Source organism: Syntrophomonas sp. UBA1041, assembly GCF_002316705.1.
Classification (GTDB): domain Bacteria; phylum Bacillota; class Syntrophomonadia; order Syntrophomonadales; family Syntrophomonadaceae; genus DTU019.
Window position 1 is genome coordinate 65,216 of record NZ_DCEA01000071.1, and the last position, 16,724, is coordinate 81,939.

The 16,724-nt window shown below is 48.7% G+C and carries 17 protein-coding genes and 1 pseudogene; 9 read left to right on the plus strand and 9 right to left on the minus strand.

All coding sequences use genetic code 11. The annotated features are described in order from the left end of the window. Nucleotides 1–97: 97 nt before the first annotated feature. The 4 genes from B2633_RS11050 (at nucleotide 98) to B2633_RS11065 (ending at nucleotide 3,282) form a co-directional block, all read left to right on the plus strand. Nucleotides 98–718: a Fe-only nitrogenase accessory AnfO family protein gene (locus B2633_RS11050; RefSeq protein ID WP_483170717.1), complete on the plus strand. Its 621-nt coding sequence runs from the start codon at nucleotides 98–100 to the stop codon at nucleotides 716–718. Between the two features lie 447 nt (nucleotides 719–1,165). Beyond that, a complete protein-coding gene (locus B2633_RS11055; RefSeq protein ID WP_483170718.1) occupies nucleotides 1,166–2,461 on the plus strand; it encodes an SPFH domain-containing protein in 1,296 nt (431 codons plus the stop codon). A 29-nt stretch (nucleotides 2,462–2,490) separates the two neighbouring features. Beyond that, nucleotides 2,491–2,880, plus strand: coding sequence for a hypothetical protein (locus B2633_RS11060; RefSeq protein ID WP_483170719.1), 390 nt, complete (start codon nucleotides 2,491–2,493; stop codon nucleotides 2,878–2,880). 36 nt (nucleotides 2,881–2,916) lie between these two features. Continuing rightward, nucleotides 2,917–3,282, plus strand: coding sequence for a hypothetical protein (locus B2633_RS11065; protein ID WP_483170720.1), 366 nt, complete (start codon nucleotides 2,917–2,919; stop codon nucleotides 3,280–3,282). Nucleotides 3,283–3,465: 183 nt separating this feature from the next. On the opposite strand, the gene B2633_RS11070 is transcribed toward B2633_RS11065, so the two are convergent. Genes B2633_RS11070 through B2633_RS11095 form a run of 6 tightly spaced genes read right to left on the minus strand, consistent with a single transcriptional unit; the run spans nucleotide 3,466 to nucleotide 8,377 of the window. Continuing rightward, nucleotides 3,466–4,563: an ABC transporter substrate-binding protein gene (locus B2633_RS11070; protein ID WP_483170721.1), complete on the minus strand. Its 1,098-nt coding sequence runs from the start codon at nucleotides 4,561–4,563 to the stop codon at nucleotides 3,466–3,468. A 36-nt stretch (nucleotides 4,564–4,599) separates the two neighbouring features. Further along, complete coding sequence (locus B2633_RS11075) at nucleotides 4,600–5,403, minus strand: ABC transporter ATP-binding protein (RefSeq protein ID WP_483170722.1); 804 nt, start codon at nucleotides 5,401–5,403, stop codon at nucleotides 4,600–4,602. Between the two features lie 53 nt (nucleotides 5,404–5,456). Beyond that, entirely contained in the window at nucleotides 5,457–6,485 is a 1,029-nt protein-coding gene (locus B2633_RS11080) for a FecCD family ABC transporter permease (RefSeq protein WP_483170724.1), read from the minus strand. A 26-nt stretch (nucleotides 6,486–6,511) separates the two neighbouring features. Further along, nucleotides 6,512–7,258, minus strand: coding sequence for a Rossmann-like domain-containing protein (locus B2633_RS11085; protein WP_483170725.1), 747 nt, complete (start codon nucleotides 7,256–7,258; stop codon nucleotides 6,512–6,514). A 17-nt stretch (nucleotides 7,259–7,275) separates the two neighbouring features. Then, the gene (locus B2633_RS11090) at nucleotides 7,276–7,824 is read right to left on the minus strand and encodes an FmdE family protein (protein ID WP_481041175.1); all 549 of its coding nucleotides are present in this window, start codon (nucleotides 7,822–7,824) and stop codon (nucleotides 7,276–7,278) included. Continuing rightward, the gene (locus B2633_RS11095; RefSeq protein ID WP_483170726.1) at nucleotides 7,808–8,377 is read right to left on the minus strand and encodes an XdhC family protein; all 570 of its coding nucleotides are present in this window, start codon (nucleotides 8,375–8,377) and stop codon (nucleotides 7,808–7,810) included. Before B2633_RS11095 ends, B2633_RS11090 begins: the two co-directional genes overlap by 17 nt. Before the next feature lie 454 nt (nucleotides 8,378–8,831). On the opposite strand from B2633_RS11095, the gene B2633_RS11100 reads away from it, so the two are divergent. The 5 genes from B2633_RS11100 to B2633_RS11120 all read left to right on the plus strand — a co-directional run bounded on the left by B2633_RS11100 (nucleotide 8,832) and on the right by B2633_RS11120 (nucleotide 13,669). Then, complete coding sequence (locus tag B2633_RS11100; RefSeq protein WP_483170727.1) at nucleotides 8,832–10,475, plus strand: spore germination protein; 1,644 nt, start codon at nucleotides 8,832–8,834, stop codon at nucleotides 10,473–10,475. Then, a complete protein-coding gene (locus B2633_RS11105) occupies nucleotides 10,472–11,713 on the plus strand; it encodes a Ger(x)C family spore germination protein (RefSeq protein ID WP_483170728.1) in 1,242 nt (413 codons plus the stop codon). Before B2633_RS11100 ends, B2633_RS11105 begins: the two co-directional genes overlap by 4 nt. Before the next feature lie 20 nt (nucleotides 11,714–11,733). Continuing rightward, nucleotides 11,734–11,961 (plus strand): hypothetical protein, encoded by a 228-nt coding sequence (locus B2633_RS11110; RefSeq protein ID WP_483170729.1) that lies wholly within the window; start codon nucleotides 11,734–11,736, stop codon nucleotides 11,959–11,961. Between the two features lie 22 nt (nucleotides 11,962–11,983). Beyond that, a complete protein-coding gene (locus B2633_RS11115; RefSeq protein ID WP_483170730.1) occupies nucleotides 11,984–13,120 on the plus strand; it encodes a GerAB/ArcD/ProY family transporter in 1,137 nt (378 codons plus the stop codon). A gap of 93 nt (nucleotides 13,121–13,213) precedes the next feature. After that, nucleotides 13,214–13,669, plus strand: coding sequence for a hypothetical protein (locus tag B2633_RS11120; protein WP_483170731.1), 456 nt, complete (start codon nucleotides 13,214–13,216; stop codon nucleotides 13,667–13,669). Between the two features lie 85 nt (nucleotides 13,670–13,754). On the opposite strand, the gene B2633_RS11125 is transcribed toward B2633_RS11120, so the two are convergent. The 3 genes and pseudogenes from B2633_RS11125 to B2633_RS11135 all read right to left on the minus strand — a co-directional run. Beyond that, on the minus strand, nucleotides 13,755–14,594 hold the full coding sequence (locus B2633_RS11125; protein ID WP_481041189.1) for a 3-hydroxybutyryl-CoA dehydrogenase: 840 nt from the start codon (nucleotides 14,592–14,594) through the stop codon (nucleotides 13,755–13,757). A gap of 138 nt (nucleotides 14,595–14,732) precedes the next feature. Beyond that, nucleotides 14,733–16,481, minus strand: a complete 1,749-nt coding sequence (gene pyk, locus B2633_RS11130) for a pyruvate kinase (protein ID WP_483170733.1) — start codon at nucleotides 16,479–16,481, stop codon at nucleotides 14,733–14,735. Between the two features lie 29 nt (nucleotides 16,482–16,510). Beyond that, a pseudogene (locus B2633_RS11135) lies at nucleotides 16,511–16,724 on the minus strand (ATP-dependent 6-phosphofructokinase); the annotation flags it as partial.

Sequence of the window (16,724 nt, forward strand, 5' to 3'; positions counted from 1 at the left end):
ATGGACGGGGCCGGGGGAGAGCTGTGCCCGGTGAAAGCGATAAAAAAGGTGATTTAAAAATTGTCCTATGAAAAGTGGGAAAGAGGAGGAAAAGCCTATGAACGAAGAGATAGCGGTGGTTCTGGGAGGACATGGGAAAACCGCCACCTTGCATGATTCAGCAGAGATTGTCATCTATAAAAAAACCGGCCGGCAATGGAGCCTGTTAAAGGCCATGCCCTTTTGCATCGGGGAGGTCTTCAATCTCCACCAACTGCGTTTAAAAATGAAAGAATTAATTGCCTTTCTGGGTGAGTGTAAGGTGCTCGCAGCATTATCCGTAAGCGGAGCGCCGTACTTTGAGTTGGAAAAGCACGGTTATGCGATTTGGGAGATTAAAGGCAAACCGCCGGCCTTTCTGCAGATGATTCTGGACGAGGAAACCGAATCTGCTTGCAGGGAGGATGGGCTTGACGAAAAGCCCGGGCCGGCGGCCGAGGAGGTATATCCGGGCCATCTGAGGATTTCTCTCCATGGTATGCAGGGATGCGGAAACGGGCTCAGCTCCAAACAAATTCTGCAGCCGATTCTTAAAAAAGGTGAATTTCTGACCCTGGAAATCCTCTGCGATCATGCTCCCCCCTGGCTGGTGGCCAAAATTCTGAGCGGAGAACTGCGCGGCGTCGTGGAGAAAATTGCCGGAAATGAAAGCAGGATACTCATTGCTTACAGTAAGTAGAAGCGACTGGGGATGTTTTTTGTTTCCTGGCGGCTTGCCGGTTGAAAAATAAAATCGCCAGAAACGACAATATCGTCACTACTGTTTTCTTAATCAAGGAATTGCGAAAAAGCGTAATACTCAGCGTCAATGTTATGATAATCATCACGAAACCCTGAAAAAATGGAATCGCTTTAATATTTTATTTTTGCCAGCCTATGGTTTTCATACTTGCAGGATGGCTGCGCAGACACAGGAGACGATTTTCCGGCTTGTTCTAAAGAGCAAACCGGGGAATCATCTCCTGTTTTCATCAATGGACAAATAATCATTGATAAAAATTTTATTATGAAATAGGAATAAACCATAATTATACTGAATAATAACATAAGATAGTATAATTTGGGGGAAATGGGACAGAAGTTCGGCGCCGCTAGGATATGCAATCAGCTTTTAGGGAGGATGGAGATGGCTTTAGTAGAAGTTGTAAAGTATAATGGCACTCCAGACGTTTTTGCCTGGAAATTTCCCAGTGAGGAACTGGGGAACTGGACTCAGCTTATTGTCAACGAATCTCAGGAAGCGGTTCTGTTTAAAGGGGGGCAGGCCCTTGATGTGTTTCCGAGCGGCAGACATACGCTTGAAACAGCGAATATTCCTATCTTAAACAATATCATCAATCTTCCTTTCGGAGGGCACTCTCCTTTTACTGCCGAGGTGTGGTACGTAAACAAAGTGCATTCGCTGGATGTAAAATGGGGCACCGCTTCCCCGATCCAATTGCAGGACCCGAAATACAAAGTGTTTGTACCGCTGCGTTCTTTCGGGCAATTCGGCATTCGAATCGAAGACTCCAAAAAGTTTCTTATCAAACTGGTCGGTACCTTGCCCGTTTTCGACAAAGAAAACCTGGGGAATTATTTCCGTGGCTTGTATTTAACCAAGGCCAAAGATTCCATAGCTTCTTATTTGATCAACAAACAGATCAGCCTGTTGGAGATTAATGCCTACCTTGACGAATTATCCGATCACATCAAAGCAAAGATGGTCCCGGTTCTGGATGATTACGGCATTCAACTGATCAACTTTTATGTGAACGACATTAACGTGCCTGAGGATGACCCGGCTGTCATCCAGCTCAAATCGGCGTTGGCCAAACGTGCGGAAATGGATATAGTCGGCTACAACTACATTCAGGAGCGGTCTTTTGACACCCTGGAAGGAGCGGCAACCAATCCGGGCTCCATCCAGTCCGGCATGATGGGCGCAGGGATCGGCTTGGGCATGGGCGTCGGCGTCGGAGGCAGCTTTGGTTCACAGATGGGGGGCATAAGTCAGAACATCAATGTTAACAAGGAAATGAAAGCATGCCGCCAATGCAATGCCAGCATGGAAAAGGAGGCCAGATTCTGCGGCAATTGCGGCCACGATAACAGTGAAGCGGCCAGCAATAGCAATGAAGTCGTCAAATGCAGCGGCTGCGGGGCTGTTATTGCTAAGGGAGCTAAATTCTGCCCGGAATGCGGAGATGTCTACATCCCTTGTCCCAATTGCCGGGCTGATGTGCCGTCAGGCGCCGGCGTATGCCCGTCCTGTGGGAGTATGATGCCCCAACCGTGCCCGGGATGCGGGTTTATGATCGAAAAAGCACCGGCCAAATTTTGCCCGGAGTGTGGTCTTCCGCTGGTCAAAAAATGCCCGGGCTGCAACGCTGAAATAAAGGGGACGCTCAAATTCTGTCCCGATTGCGGGAACAAACTGTAATAAGCTGTGGAGGGAGGCTAAATGACATTATGCCGGATAAAATGAAAATGCTTTTGACATTGGCCATAGGCATAATCATCATTGCAGTTACCCTGGTCATATTCCTGGTCGGCTTCTCAAGCGGAGAAAAAACCACGCTGCATTGGCTTTCTCTACTGTTTGTCTTAATTTCGGAAGTGGCCTTGATCGGCGGGCTCATCCTCATGCGCGTCCGTATAGAAACATTGAATGCAACTTTGCTGAAAGCGGGAATAACCTCCACCTTGTTCATCTATTTTGTGATAACCGTATTGCTGGCGGTGTTTAAGCCGTTGTTTGCCGGCAATTTAAATGCATTTATAACCATCCAGGTCACTATGATCGGAATTGCAGCGGCAGCCATCATGGCTTTGCTAATAAGCGCCTCTACTAAAGCTTGATGAGGGGTTAAATTTTTATAAGGAGTTGATTGCGTAATGGCAAGGTTTTTTAAGACGATTTTTGCCGTTCTCGGTTGGGTATGTGTGGCTTTCGCATTTTTGGGTTTAATGGTCAGTCTTGCGGAAGGTATGGATGGAATGGATATATCCATGGTCATATTCTTCGCGGTTGTGGGTGCGGGATTAATCTATGCCGGTAAAAAGAATTCTCAAACCGACAATAATAAAGAATCAATTCAGGTGAATGTTGTACTGTCCGATCAGGCTGGTGCAGGCGGAGAAGCCGGGAAATCGGAGACCACTGAATTGAAGCAGACCGTATGCGCAAGTTGTGGAGCCAGGATTCATGTTGGTTCAGGAGGAACTTGCGAATATTGTGGTTCGCCGGCCATACCAGGTTGATCCATAACGTATAAAGAGGCGGCAGGCTTATGAAAGCCATTTAGCAGGATGTTTACGTTCTGAGCAATATGAGCCATTGCTGCGATTTATCCTTTAAAACGCTTGAAGTTGGGGAAAATATATTGAATAAATTGAGCGAGGGGTGCAGCAGAACAGCTGCACCCCTCGCTAGCCCCGGATATGTTAGTGGAGGGAGCTTTTAAGCAAATCTCTGGCATCCTGATCGCTCAGGTCTACATGATAAAAAAGTTTATAGAAATCCTTAACTTCTTTGACCATATCGATTTTATACAGTTCGGGATAAAAAGTATAGGTCAGCCATTTCAGGCCCAGGAAACGGTTAATTGAAGGTGGACGGTCGAACCAGTTGAAGGGGTAATTAGGAATTTCATACACCTTTTGTGTTTTGACCGCGCTGATATTTCTCCAATCAGCACTGGTGAGGATCTTGTCATAAGCACCTCCCCGGTCGGCTCCCCAGGCCAGGATCACCTCGGGATTCCATTTCAGCACCTGTTCCAGGGATACGCTGCTCATACCGCTGCCGCCTTTGGCTGCCACATCAGCCACATTGACTGTATTAACCAGATTTAACAGCAACCCATGGGGGGAGCTTTTGGGTTCGGTTGCCAGGCCTTCCGGGCCTTCAGCGTAGTATACCCGTAATTTCTTGTTATCGGGGATATTTTGGGTTATATCGGTGACTTCCTGCAGGGTCTCATTGCAATAGGCGATTAATTCCGCAGCCCGTTCTTCGGCCCCTAGAAGCTGGCCGAGGAAGGTCAGGGTCTTTTCAGTTTTATTGATATCATTATCCAGCACTATCACCGGGATATTCAGTTGTTGCTGCAGTTGGTCGGCAGTGCTTATTGACGAATCACTGACCGGATCAGGTCCGATCGAGAATATGACATCCGGTTTGGCCTTAACCAGTTCCTCGGTATTGATCTTCGCATTCATCTGTACCCCGCCCAGGTAAGGCAACTGCTGCACCGCAGGCAGAAGGTATCTTTTTTCTTTATCGGAAAATTGCATAGATGATCCCGCCATCTTTTCCGGAGCGAGACAATATACCATTATCATACCTATGGGGCTGGTGTAATAGACTTTATCAATAGTAACGGGTATGGTCACTGACCGGCCAGCATCATCGGTTATGGTCCTGGTGGATTGGGATGTGCTTGTGGTGGTGCTTGGGGCACAGCCGCTGACAAGGGTGCAAGCCATTATGAATATCATGAGCATGACGACTGCGATTCTGCCATTTTTCGTTTTCAACATTACAAATCCTTCCCCCATTTCTCTTACTTGGTTTCTTTAAGAACTGGCGACGTTATCGATAGTCTTGGGAACTGGAACACATACCTCAACCGTTTTATTCTCAGACACTTTTATGCCGCCGATCCTTGCTCGGATTGCGTACATACTGAACATCGAATCCTCGGTGATCACATCTCCGGGAATACCCACATCCAGTAATCCCCCATCTTTCATCAGCACCACCCTATGAGCACAATAGAAAGCCTGGTCGGGGTCATGAGTTACCATGAGTATGCTCATCCCTTTCCCGGAAAGATCGCGCAAATGTTCAAGCACCTGGTGCTCTCTGCCGAAATCCAGGTTGGCCGTAGGTTCGTCCATTATCAATATCTGCGGCTGCTGCGCCAAAGCCCGGGCGATCAGAACTAGCTGCCTTTCGCCGCCACTAATTTTGGTGTAAATCCTGTCCTTTAAATAGCTGATATTCAATTCTGCCAGTGAATCCTCGGCTATACGTACATCCTCTTCCCCGGGCACCCCCATCCTCGCAAGATAAGCGGTCCTTCCGGTCAGAACAACGTCAATGACCTTGAATGGAAAAGGCGGTACATGCGCCTGAGGTATGTAGGCCATAATTTGAGCACGCCTGGTCAAAGACCATGACTGAATGTCTTCTCCCCCGATCAGGATAGACCCTGAGGAGGGCGATAATAAGCCCAGAATATTTTTCAACAGAGTGGTTTTCCCGCATCCATTCGGCCCTAGAACACAGAGGAACTCGCCGCCGTACATTGTAAAGCTTGCATTTTGAATTACCTGATGCGACGGATATCCAAAGCTTATTCCCCTGATCTCAAGCAAATCTTCACCCCCCGGACCGATGTTGATATACTCCGCTGTTTTGCCCGTTTATATTATTTCCACCCCCTGACGCTGTTTTTGAATATCAGTATGAAAAATGGCACCCCCAGAAGTGCAGTAAGTATTCCCAGAGGCACTTCCACCGAGGCCAGGCAGCGGGCCATATCATCGACTAACAGCAGGTAGCTGGCCCCCAGGATCCCGCTTACTGGCAGCAACACCCGGTAATTAGGTCCGACCATAGCCCGGGCCAGGTGTGGAACGACCAAGCCTATCCAACCGACTATGCCGCACACGGAGACCGCAGCCGCAGTGATCAGAGTTGAGCCTATAATCACGATCCATCTTAGCCGGCGGGTGTTAATACCTAAAGTTCGTGCTTCATCTTCTCCAAAAGCGAGCACATTCAGTTTCCACCTCACCAGGTAAAGGGCACTAAAGCCTATGAGCATTGGCAACAGGATGCTCTCGATATCCCTTTTATCCACCGAGGCAAGACTGCCCATCAACCAGAAAGTAATCTCCGGCAGTTTGTCATTGCTGTCGGCGAAATACTTGATCGCTCCGGTTCCTGAAGAAAATAGGGTACTGATCAATATGCCGCCCAGCACCAAACCCAGGGTGGGATCATAATCAAGGTGCTCATTGATTAAAACGGCTAAGAGCACGGCAATCAGACCGAAGGCAAAGGCACTGGCCTGGACAACATAGATCGACTGAGACAGAAAAATCGTCAGGCAGGCTCCGAACCCGGCTCCCGCTGAGGCCCCCAGGATGTCGGGCGACACCAGGGGGTTTTTAAACATCCCCTGGTAAGCCGCCCCGGCTATGGACAGGGCTGCACCGACCAGCATCGCGACAGTGATGCGCGGCAGCCTGATATTGAACACAACTGTATCCAAATTGCTGGCCCCTGCAGCGCCCGGGCTGAAATAATGGTTGTATAGAGTGGCTAGCAGTTCGGGCAAGGGGATCCCGTAGCGGCCAATGGCAAATGAAAAGAGAAACACCGCGATCGGAATGATCAATAAAACCATTAGCTGTGTTATTCCTAAGTCCAAGCGGTTAAAATATTTGTGCATCCGCTTTCCCCGTACCAATGGTTCCATTAACGTCTGATACAGACCATTTGTCCCCCTTGCTTGAACGCCTTGGTCTTTCCGCCTTCCCGGACAACTTGCCAGCATTCCTTCTCGTCGCGAATAACCATCCCCGCCAAGGCTTCTATCCCATAATTGAAAAGAATCGCAGTCATGGGTACGCTGGGTCCGACCAGTATTACTTGGGCATGATTGGAAACTTCCAGAAGCCTGGGCATGGTCTTATTGATAAATGCAGTGCCGGTAATAAAAACATAATCTTGGTGGGGTAGGATATATTCACTGGCTGAATCGGGATAATCACCAGACTGAGGATTTCTTTCGATTATAGATAGATGACATATTGGATGGAGGGATTCGATTCCGGGAAAATGCCCGATAACTGCTACATTTTTGCCGGCCATTTCCGGTAAGAATCGGACAAACGCATTGGCATCGTTTGCTTCTGAGGTTTTAATAAAATCTTGACCGGTAATCGACATAATATTATCCGGGACATTTAACACCGAGTTAATAGCTGCCTGCCCCAGGGAAGCCAGGCCCATATCCCACGATTTGACGTAAGCAGCCAGCTCTTTAAGCGGCATGCCGACAACACTGGCAGGCTTGTTTTCAGACCTGCCCCCTTTCAAGGTCATTGCCGTGCCGATCCCTTTGGGCGAGCGAATTAAGGTCCAGTGGAGACCGACCATGCAATCCAGTACATTTAGCCCCTCAGGTATCAATTCGATCAGTTCGTTATAGATTTCCCACACGGCGATTCCCTCATTGTCTATAGCTTTTCGTAATATGCGCCATTAGCGCAGGCCCGGCACAAGATCCGGCCGCCCAGCAGTATCTCCCTGCTATCCATGACACTTTCTCCGCATCTCTCACATTTAACCCGACTTAAAGGCTTGCCGGGAAGGTCTTCCGGTTTCAGATTGACTCTTACAGCTTCGACTTTGAATAATTCCTCGTCCGGAATGGCGTTCCAAAAGGCGACAATGTCACCGTTTTCAGGGGCATTTTGTTTGGCTGCTACTGCGATTCTAATCCCCTCATGACTGTTCATATCTATAAATGTAGCCGCCATTTTCCCGTAATCCATCCATTTTAGGCGCCGTTTCCCAAGAGAGCAGCCGGTAACCGAAGATACCGCATCTGCCACGCAGCGATCCGCTTCCACATAAACCAGAAAATCCCGGTTCCGCAAAGGATCGTCGATGCCCAGGTAATTAAGCCCGGCACGAGCCATTCTGACCCCGAATACAATACCGTGGCATATGTGCCCATGGAATCTATGGGCATTTTCAATATCCCGCTCAAAACAATTCGTCATGTTTTTCAAAAACCTCACTTTTTCGTTTTACAGAAATAAATCCTCCGCAACGCCGGTATTTAACAGCTTGTATTTCAGCTACAGTCGCCAAGGCTATTTCTGCCGCCGTCTGTCCTCCGATATCAAGGCCAATAGGTAAATGAACCCGTTCGAGAAGTTCATCCGCAATCCCCGAAATTTTCAGTTGGCTAAAATAGGCGGTTACCTTACGTTTGTTGCCTAAAATTCCTATGTATCTGGCTGGCGATTTGATTACCGCATGCAATGCTGGGGGATCAAATTCATGGTTATACGTAGCTAATACAATGCTAGTGGTCTCGTCAATATCACAAGCTCTCAGCAACGCGACAACGTCTCCCCACAACAGTTCGCTGGCTTCAGGAAATCTTTCCCGGGTAAGCGTTATAGCTCTGTGGTCAATTACAGTTATCCGGTAGCCCAGAATAGCCGCGATTTTATAAATGTTCCAAGCAACATTTCCTGAGCCGGCAATGATTAACTTATCATTGTCGGCGGGTGTATTAACTAAAGATTCATCCCGGTTAACTTCCAACTTGCAGCCCCACTTTTCAGGTTCTGATGAAGTTCTGTAATAAAATGGAGATAGTCTCCCCAACAGACAGAAGGGACTCTAATTTCAAATTAAGAGATGTCCGTTGACCAATTTAGTGTTACGGTGGGCAGACAACTATTAAGAGTGATTGGCATGGAATCTCTGACTTCTGATATATTATTTCAACCGATTATAGTATAACATAACATAACACTACATAACATGATATAATACGAAAACTGTCAACAATTTTTGCAACTACACCAATCGTAACGTTTCATAACTGACTATTAATCGAAATCTATCGTTAGCTAACAATGACAAATCTCTCCTCAAACAACGTAACGAGTCACGAATACGGCAAAATATGTGGCCTCTCCTTTCCTTTCCTGCATGAAAACGGGTCTTTTTCAAAATAATAAGACTGACTATTACTGGGAGAGACGCATTTATCATGAAATGGTTCCAATGGTTAGCCAAAAAAGGAATATCCCCTAATAACTCCCCTGCTGAAGGCGCCAATGCCAATACTGCTAATGTACCCGTATATACGGGGGCTCTGCCTGATACGCCGGTAAGCCTCCATCTTGATGAAAATATTCAGCAGCTGAAATCAATTCTGGGTGAGCAGGTAGATATAATATACCGCCGTATCCGCTTGGGACCAAGCCCGAATAACCCGGCCTGCATCGTCTATATCGAGGGTTTGGTGGACACGCCAGTTCTAAATGAGGACATCATCAAGTCTCTGATGCTCTTTACAAAACAGGGTGATTTGAAAGCCGGCAAAAGCAGTATTCGAGATGATATCCTGAATTCCGTCCTTACCGCCTCAAATGTATGTGAATCATGCAATATAAAACAGTTGGTTGCCAGTGTGCTGTCAGGAGAGGTTATATTACTGGTAGAAGGCCTGAATGCAGCCTTCCTCATCGACATCAAGGCGCACGCCGAGCGGGCCATCAGCGAGCCCCCTTCCGAAGTGCTGGTCAGAGGACCCAGAGAAGGCTTTAATGAAACCTTGAAAACCAATATGACCATGATCCGCCGGCGCATTAAGCATCCCCGGCTGAGGTTTTCAACTATGCCTATAGGAAGGATCACAGCTACCGATGTTGCCCTGGTCTATATCGAGGGCATAGCCGCCCCTGATCTGGTCAACGAAGTCAAACAACGCCTGCAGCGTATCGATATAGATGGCGTTTTGGAAAGCGGTTATCTGGAGGAACTGATCGAAGATCACCCCTTTTCACCCTTTCCGCAGATGCACCATACTGAAAGGCCGGATAGGGTAGCTGGGTCCTTATTGGAAGGACAAGTGGCCATCCTCTGCGACGGCAGTCCTTTTGCCTTAATCATGCCAGCGCAGTTGGCCTCCTTTATCAATTCGCCTGAAGATCACTATGAGCGCTACATATTAAGTACTGCTTTGCGCCATGTGCGCTGGATATCTTTCGGGATTTCACTTTTTCTTCCTTCTCTATATATCGCTATAACCACCTTTCACCAGGAAATGATCCCCACCCGCCTCCTGGTAAGCATATCGGCCTATCGCCAGGGCTTGCCGTTCTCTACGCTGATAGAGGCGTTGATGATGGAGTTTATATTCGAAGTATTGCGGGAGGCCGGGGTACGCCTGCCCCGGGCTATCGGCCAGGCGGTGAGCATCGCAGGAGCCCTGGTCATCGGCCAGTCGGCGGTAACTGCGGGCATTGTGTCCCCATTGATGGTTATAGTTGTGGCGGCCACCGGGATCGCCTCTTTTACCATACCTTCATATAGTCTGGGCATAACCATCCGCTTATTTCGTTTTCCCTTGATGCTGTTGGCAGGCGCCTTCGGCCTGTTCGGGGTGTCAATCGGTTTTATCCTGCTGGTGATCCATACTGTCAACTTACGTTCTTTTAGCGTCCCTTATCTATCCCCCCTGGCCCCTCTGCAGACCAAAGATTTAAAGGATATACTGGTGCGCGCTCCACAGTGGAAAATGAATATGCGGCCGCGGGAGTACGGACAGCTCAACCCTACCCGCATGGCTCCCGGCTTGAAACCAGGCCCTCAGCAGGGCAGCAATAATGGTGGGAGGAAGCAGACATGATTAAACAATCCGTCGTCCTTATCTTGCTGCTCTGTGCAAGCCTGCTCTTAACCGGTTGCTGGGATCGGCGCGAGGTTGAGGAATTGGGGATTGTGCATGGTATCGCCATCGAGTCGGCCGGCAATAATCGGATAAGGGTGGTGTTTCAATACATCAATACTTCGATACAGGGCGGCGGGGGCGGCGGAGGCAGCGGAGAGAATACCATAACTTTTCAAAAGCCCTACCGCAATCAGGTGATAGAGGCGGATTCCGTTTATGATGCTGTCAAACAGCTTCCTCAGGAAACTGTAGCCCGGCGTTTTTTTGCCCATACCGAAGTTCTAATCGTATCTGAAGAATTCGCCCGCGAACGTGGTATTACGGAAATCTCCGATTATATAAGCCGCGATCCTCAGTTTAAACCCAATATCTGGCTCCTGGTGGGGCGCGGCAAAGACATGGCAAGCCTGATGGATACTCCGGGAGTTATTTCACCGATTCCTACCCTGCGGGTCAGTAATGTATTGGAGCACCAGGACGTTGTTTCCTCTTATGCGCCCCTTAGATTGGGAGAATTTATTAGAACGCTGGAGTGCACCTCCGAACAGCCCTTTACCGCCGTCCTCGAGGCTACCCCCAATCCTTCCCGGCCGGTTGAAGCCGGACATGGGATACTCGACGGCCAGGTCCCTGAGCCTGCTAATAGGCTAGCTATTAATGGAACGGCTTTGTTTAAAAATGACAAAATGGTGGGATGGCTTAACCAGCAGGAGAGCCGCGGCCTGTTATGGCTGCGAAACGAGGTAAAACAAGGCATAATAAAGTTTTCCCTGCCCGGTGTTGAGAACGGGATGGCAGCAACAGAAATATATAGGACCCATACCAAAGTAACACCTGTGCTGGAAAATGGCCAAATAATAGTGAATGTCAAGATTGATGCGGAAACCGTGGTTCAAGAAGTGACCCGCAGTTTTCCCATGGATGACACCGAAGATATTCAAAAAATTGAGGAGGCCCAGAATCAGGCGGTAATCAGAGAGGTTCAATCGGCCCTTGATAAAGCCCAAAAGCAAATGCAGGTAGATCCTTTTGGCTTTGGCCAGGCTATTCACCACAAATACCCGGAACTATGGCAACAGATGAGACCGGACTGGGACGAGGTTTTCCCTGAGATACCGGTAAACCTCGAAGTGAATACTACCATCAGACTTACCAATCTGACATCCCGACCGATAGATTTTGAGACCGAACCATAAACCTCAAGGGAGGATTGTTTTTGATCTATTTCTATATAGTATTGTTGCTTATAATAGCCTTTATTGAGATTTCTTACCTGGCTCATCGGAAATACTGGGGAGAATTGTTTGTGACAGCCGGCCTTTTGCTTATAAGCCTGGTGTACGGTATAGCTTTTATGCAGGATTGGCAACTGCCAACTTTAAAAGAAGGGGTTGAGATCATGTTTACGCCGGTTACTCATTACTTGGAGGGTTTATTCGGCTAATTCGTTTCAGGAGGAAATGGTATTGAAAGAAAGCAGTACATATAAAATCGGTGCTTATACCATAGTCGCCATACTGGTGACCCTCGTAGGGACTACCTCGGTTTTGTTCACTCCTTATATAACTGTTGATACGGCCCGGCATGATGCCTGGATTACACCGTTTACTTCATTTTTGCTGGGCTTATATGTCATTTTTGTATGCTGCTGGCTGGGAAGTATCTTCCCGGATAAGGGCTTTATCGAGTACCTTCCTTTGATCATGGGCAAATTTATGGGTAAATTGATCGGGTTTGGCTATATACTTTTTTTCCTGTGGTTTACGGTGACAGTGTTGGCCGAAGCTCTGGCCCTATTGTTTGGGATCGGCATCTTTCGGCTGACCCCGGAGTTAGCGGTGGGGTTGCTGCTATTAATAGCTACCACCTACGCGGTATCTTATGGAATCGAGTGTATCAGCCGCAGTATATGGTATGTATGGCTCATCACAGTGGTCTTTTTCGCAGCAGCCGTATTTATGGCTGCACCGATGGTAAATCTCTCCATCCTGCAGCCGGTCGGAGAATCTGGTCTGAGCGCGATTCTTAAAAGCGGACTTTTGTCCCATGCTTTTAAAGGAGAAATGCTATTTCTGGTGATTCTTTTTCCCTATGTCCACAGCCGGCGCGATGCCCTGGCAGGCGGGATTATCGCCTTGGTCCTGCTTACTATTTTTATCTCTTTAACCATAGTATTGTGCATCACCATTATGGGCGTCGAGACTACGGCCAGGAGTTATTTTTCGATATTTTCGCTGGGCGATTATTTAGAGGCCACCGGAATTAAAATCGTCCTTGCCACAACCTGGATCCTGATTTTCTGGGGTAAAGTCACCCTGGGTCAGTTTGCACTTACTATAGGTTTATCCCAGCTATGCGGATTCAACTCCAACCGGGCTTTAATCCTACCGGTTGCGATGTTGCTCTTAATTTTATCACAGGTATTTTATCCCAGTGCTACTGATCTGTTCAGCCATGTCGGTGATTCCTTCCCGGGATTGGCATTATTCACCGAGTACCTCATCCCCGGTCTGCTGCTCCTGGTTGCCGTAACCAGGCAGAAATTGGGTCAGCTTGACAACCAACCTCAGCAAGTTCAGGCCCCTCCTGCTAGTCAGTCATAATTATGGGGACTATAGCACTATATTGTTAGCCTATTGAAATAAATTCATGACTGTTGTACAATTAAAATGCGCAATAGTCATGGAGGCATATAAATGCGATTGGAACATCACATATTTCTAACATTGGTCATCACGGCGGCGATTGTTACCGGCTCCACTCTTGGGGTGGCCGCTAACTTCCCCTATATATTGAATCAGACTGAAAAATCCCAGAGTCAGCAGATGATTGTGCAGGGGCAGCCTGCAGAAGCGGTTAAAGCAGATACCGAAGCCAATTCCCCCGCAACCTCGGCAATCTATGGGGGCAGTCCGGTATCCAGCGCTGATGTAATGGTAATTACATCAGCAGAAAAGAAGCAGATTATAGAAATGCTTAAAAGCCTGGGCATGACTGACGAAGCCGACTTATCTGCATTTATAAAAGGGTTTCAGCAAAAGCACGCCCTGGACGCCACCGGTTTGTTGGATTCCAAAACACTTCACTTCATAATGGAAGAAGCCAAACTTCTCAAAGTCGATAATACAACCCGCCAGGCCAGCCTGAACTAGCTGGGTCGCCAACCCCGTCCTTTGACATGAAATAACGGAGCCAACCGCTGGTTGGCTCCGTAATGATTTCCGAATAGAATGAATTCTAGTATTTGAAGAATCCCTCGCCGGTCTTGCGGCCCAGTTTGCCTGCGCGAACATATTTAACCAACAGCGGACAGGGGCGATATTTGGGATCACCAAATTCTTTGTAAAGGGTTTCCATGATCTTCAGGCAGATGTCCAGACCGATCATGTCAGCCAGGGCCAGCGGTCCCATGGGATGCCCGGCGCCAAACTTCATGGAGGTGTCGATGTCAGCCTCATTGGCTACGCCTTCCATTAAAGCATACATACCTTCATTCAGCATGGGGATCAAGAGGCGGTTTACCACAAAGCCAGGGGCTTCATTGATTTCTACCGGGGCTTTGCCCATCTGAACGGAAAGGTCTTTGATGAAGTCATAGGTAGCCTGGCTGGTGTTGGCGCCGCGGATGACTTCAACCAGTTTCATGGCCGGTACCGGATTGAAGAAGTGCATGCCGATAACTTTGTCGGCTCTGCCTGTAGCGGCAGCTATTTCGGTCACGCTCAATGCGGATGTGTTGGAGGCCAGAATACATTCGGGTTTGCAGATCTCATCCAGTTCTTTGAAGATGGTCTTTTTAATATCCATAACTTCCAGAGCAGCTTCAATGACCAGATCGCAATCAGCCGCGGCAGCCATGTCAACGGTGCCACTGATTCTGCCCATAACCGCAGCTTTGTCCTCTGCGCTCATTTTGCCTTTGTCTACGTTCTTGCCCAACAGTTTGTCAATACCGGCAATACCTTTGTCTACAAATTCCTGCTTAATGTCGCGCACAATTACTGTGTGGCCAGCCTGAGCGGCAGTCTGCACAATACCGGCACCCATTGTCCCAGCACCCAAAACCATAATTTTCATTCCCAATTCCCTCCTAATATATATATATTTGTGGCGTGATAATTCCTTCTACATCACTTTTCCAAAATCCTTCTTTTTGAATATTTTTTCACAAGTGTAGAAGCCTATCACAAATAGTAAAAGAATGCTAAAGACCCATTATTTCACCCGGGCGAAACCCCGGTATATGGCGCCGCGAGGGGTATCCACGGTAATTAACATCCCGTCTTTAAGCACTTGGGTGGCATCCTGCACTCCAACCACCACCGGTATTTTATAGTTCAATCCCATAATCGCAGCGTCAGATGTAAGCCCCCCGGCTTCGGTTATAATAGCCTTTATTCTGTCAAGGTATGGCACCAGGCTGCTGTTTGCATGGGCTAAGACTACAATATCACCTTCCACCAGACGGTGCAGGTCATGATCATTCTGAATCACCACTGCACGCCCCATAACAGGTTCGTGCCCGATTCCGCTGCCCCGAGCCACAATGTCTCCCACCACATAAACCTTCAGTAGATTAGTTCCTCCAGGGGTGCCTGCCGGAATGCCGGCGGTCAAGACCACCAGGTCACCATGTTTGATATAACTTCCTTGTAAGGCGGCCTGAACCGACTGCTCAAACAGCTCGTCAGTGCTGGAGCTGCCCGCTATCAGGGTCGGATATACCCCCCATACCAGAGCCAGTTTGTTCAGAATGCGGGGTTTGGGAGTAGCGGCCACGATGGTAGCCTGGGGCCGGTATTTCGATATCAGCCTGGCGGTGTGGCCGGTGTGTGTGGCGCTCAGAATAGCCGACGCATCCAGATTCATGGCGGTGGTGCAGGTGGCGTAACTGATGGCATCGGCCACTGTGGAAGTGCCTAAAAAACGCTTTTCCCGCAAAAAATCCTCATATGGCAAGACATCTTCAGCCCGGCGGGCGACACGCGCCATGGTTTCGACCACCTGCACCGGGTATTTACCTGCCGCGGTTTCCCCGGAGAGCATGATGGCATCGGCGCCATCGAATATTGCGTTGGCCACATCTGAAACCTCAGCCCGGGTGGGTCGGGGATTGTTTATCATCGACTCCAGCATCTGGGTGGCGATGATAACCGTCTTGCCGGCAGCAATGCATTGCTTGATAATCTGCTTCTGCACCAGCGGCACTTCTTCGGCCGGAATCTCCACCCCCAGATCTCCGCGAGCCACCATCATCCCGTCAACAACCTTTATAATGCCTTCTAGATTGTCGACCCCTTCCTGACTTTCAATCTTGGCAATAATATCTATATCAGCATGATTTTCTTCCAGTATGCGCCGTATCTCCAGGATATCCTCCGCTGAACGCGCAAAAGAAGCGGCAATAAAGTCAAGCTGATGTTTAATGGCAAACTCAATATCCTGCCGGTCCTTTTCACTTAAAAAAGGAAGGTTAACCCTGACCCCGGGCACATTTATCCCTTTGCGCTCGCCTAATTCCCCGCCGTTTAAGACCCGGCAGACGATGTCCGTACCGGTGGTCTCCTCGACTTGCAGGCTGATCAAACCGTCTGCCAGGAGAATGCAGTCCCCTTTACTCATTTCAGCCGGCAAATTGGGGTAGCTGACCATGACCTGTTTTTCATCGCCGGGCACTTCACGAGTGGTAAGGGTAAACACATCCCCGGCTTTGAGATTTATCAGGCCTTGTCGCAGAGTACCGGTTCGAATCTCCGGTCCTTTGGTGTCCAGCATAATAGCTACAGTTGCGCCGGATGCTTTAGCGGCAGCGCGAATATTGTCCACCCGCTGCCTATGTTCGCTATGGGTGCCGTGGGAGAAATTTAATCGGGCTACGTTCATGCCCGCTCTGATCATTTTTTGCAGCACCTCGACCGCTTCGCTGGCCGGGCCGACGGTGCAGATTATTTTCGTCTTGCGCAATTGCTAGCCTCCCTTATGCAAACCGGTTTTTAAGTCGATAATACCCGCGCAATCTCAAACATTCCCAGTTCAGGCGTCTTGTGTCCGTTTATAACCTCCCCTAAAGGGATGGTATAAAAGCGGTCATCCTGTCCGGCCACCATGACATTGGATTTGCCGCGCATGATGGCATCAATCGCGGCCTTGCCCATGTAAGAAGCCAGGATCCGGTCAACAGCCGTCGGGGTGCCGCCCCGCTGCACG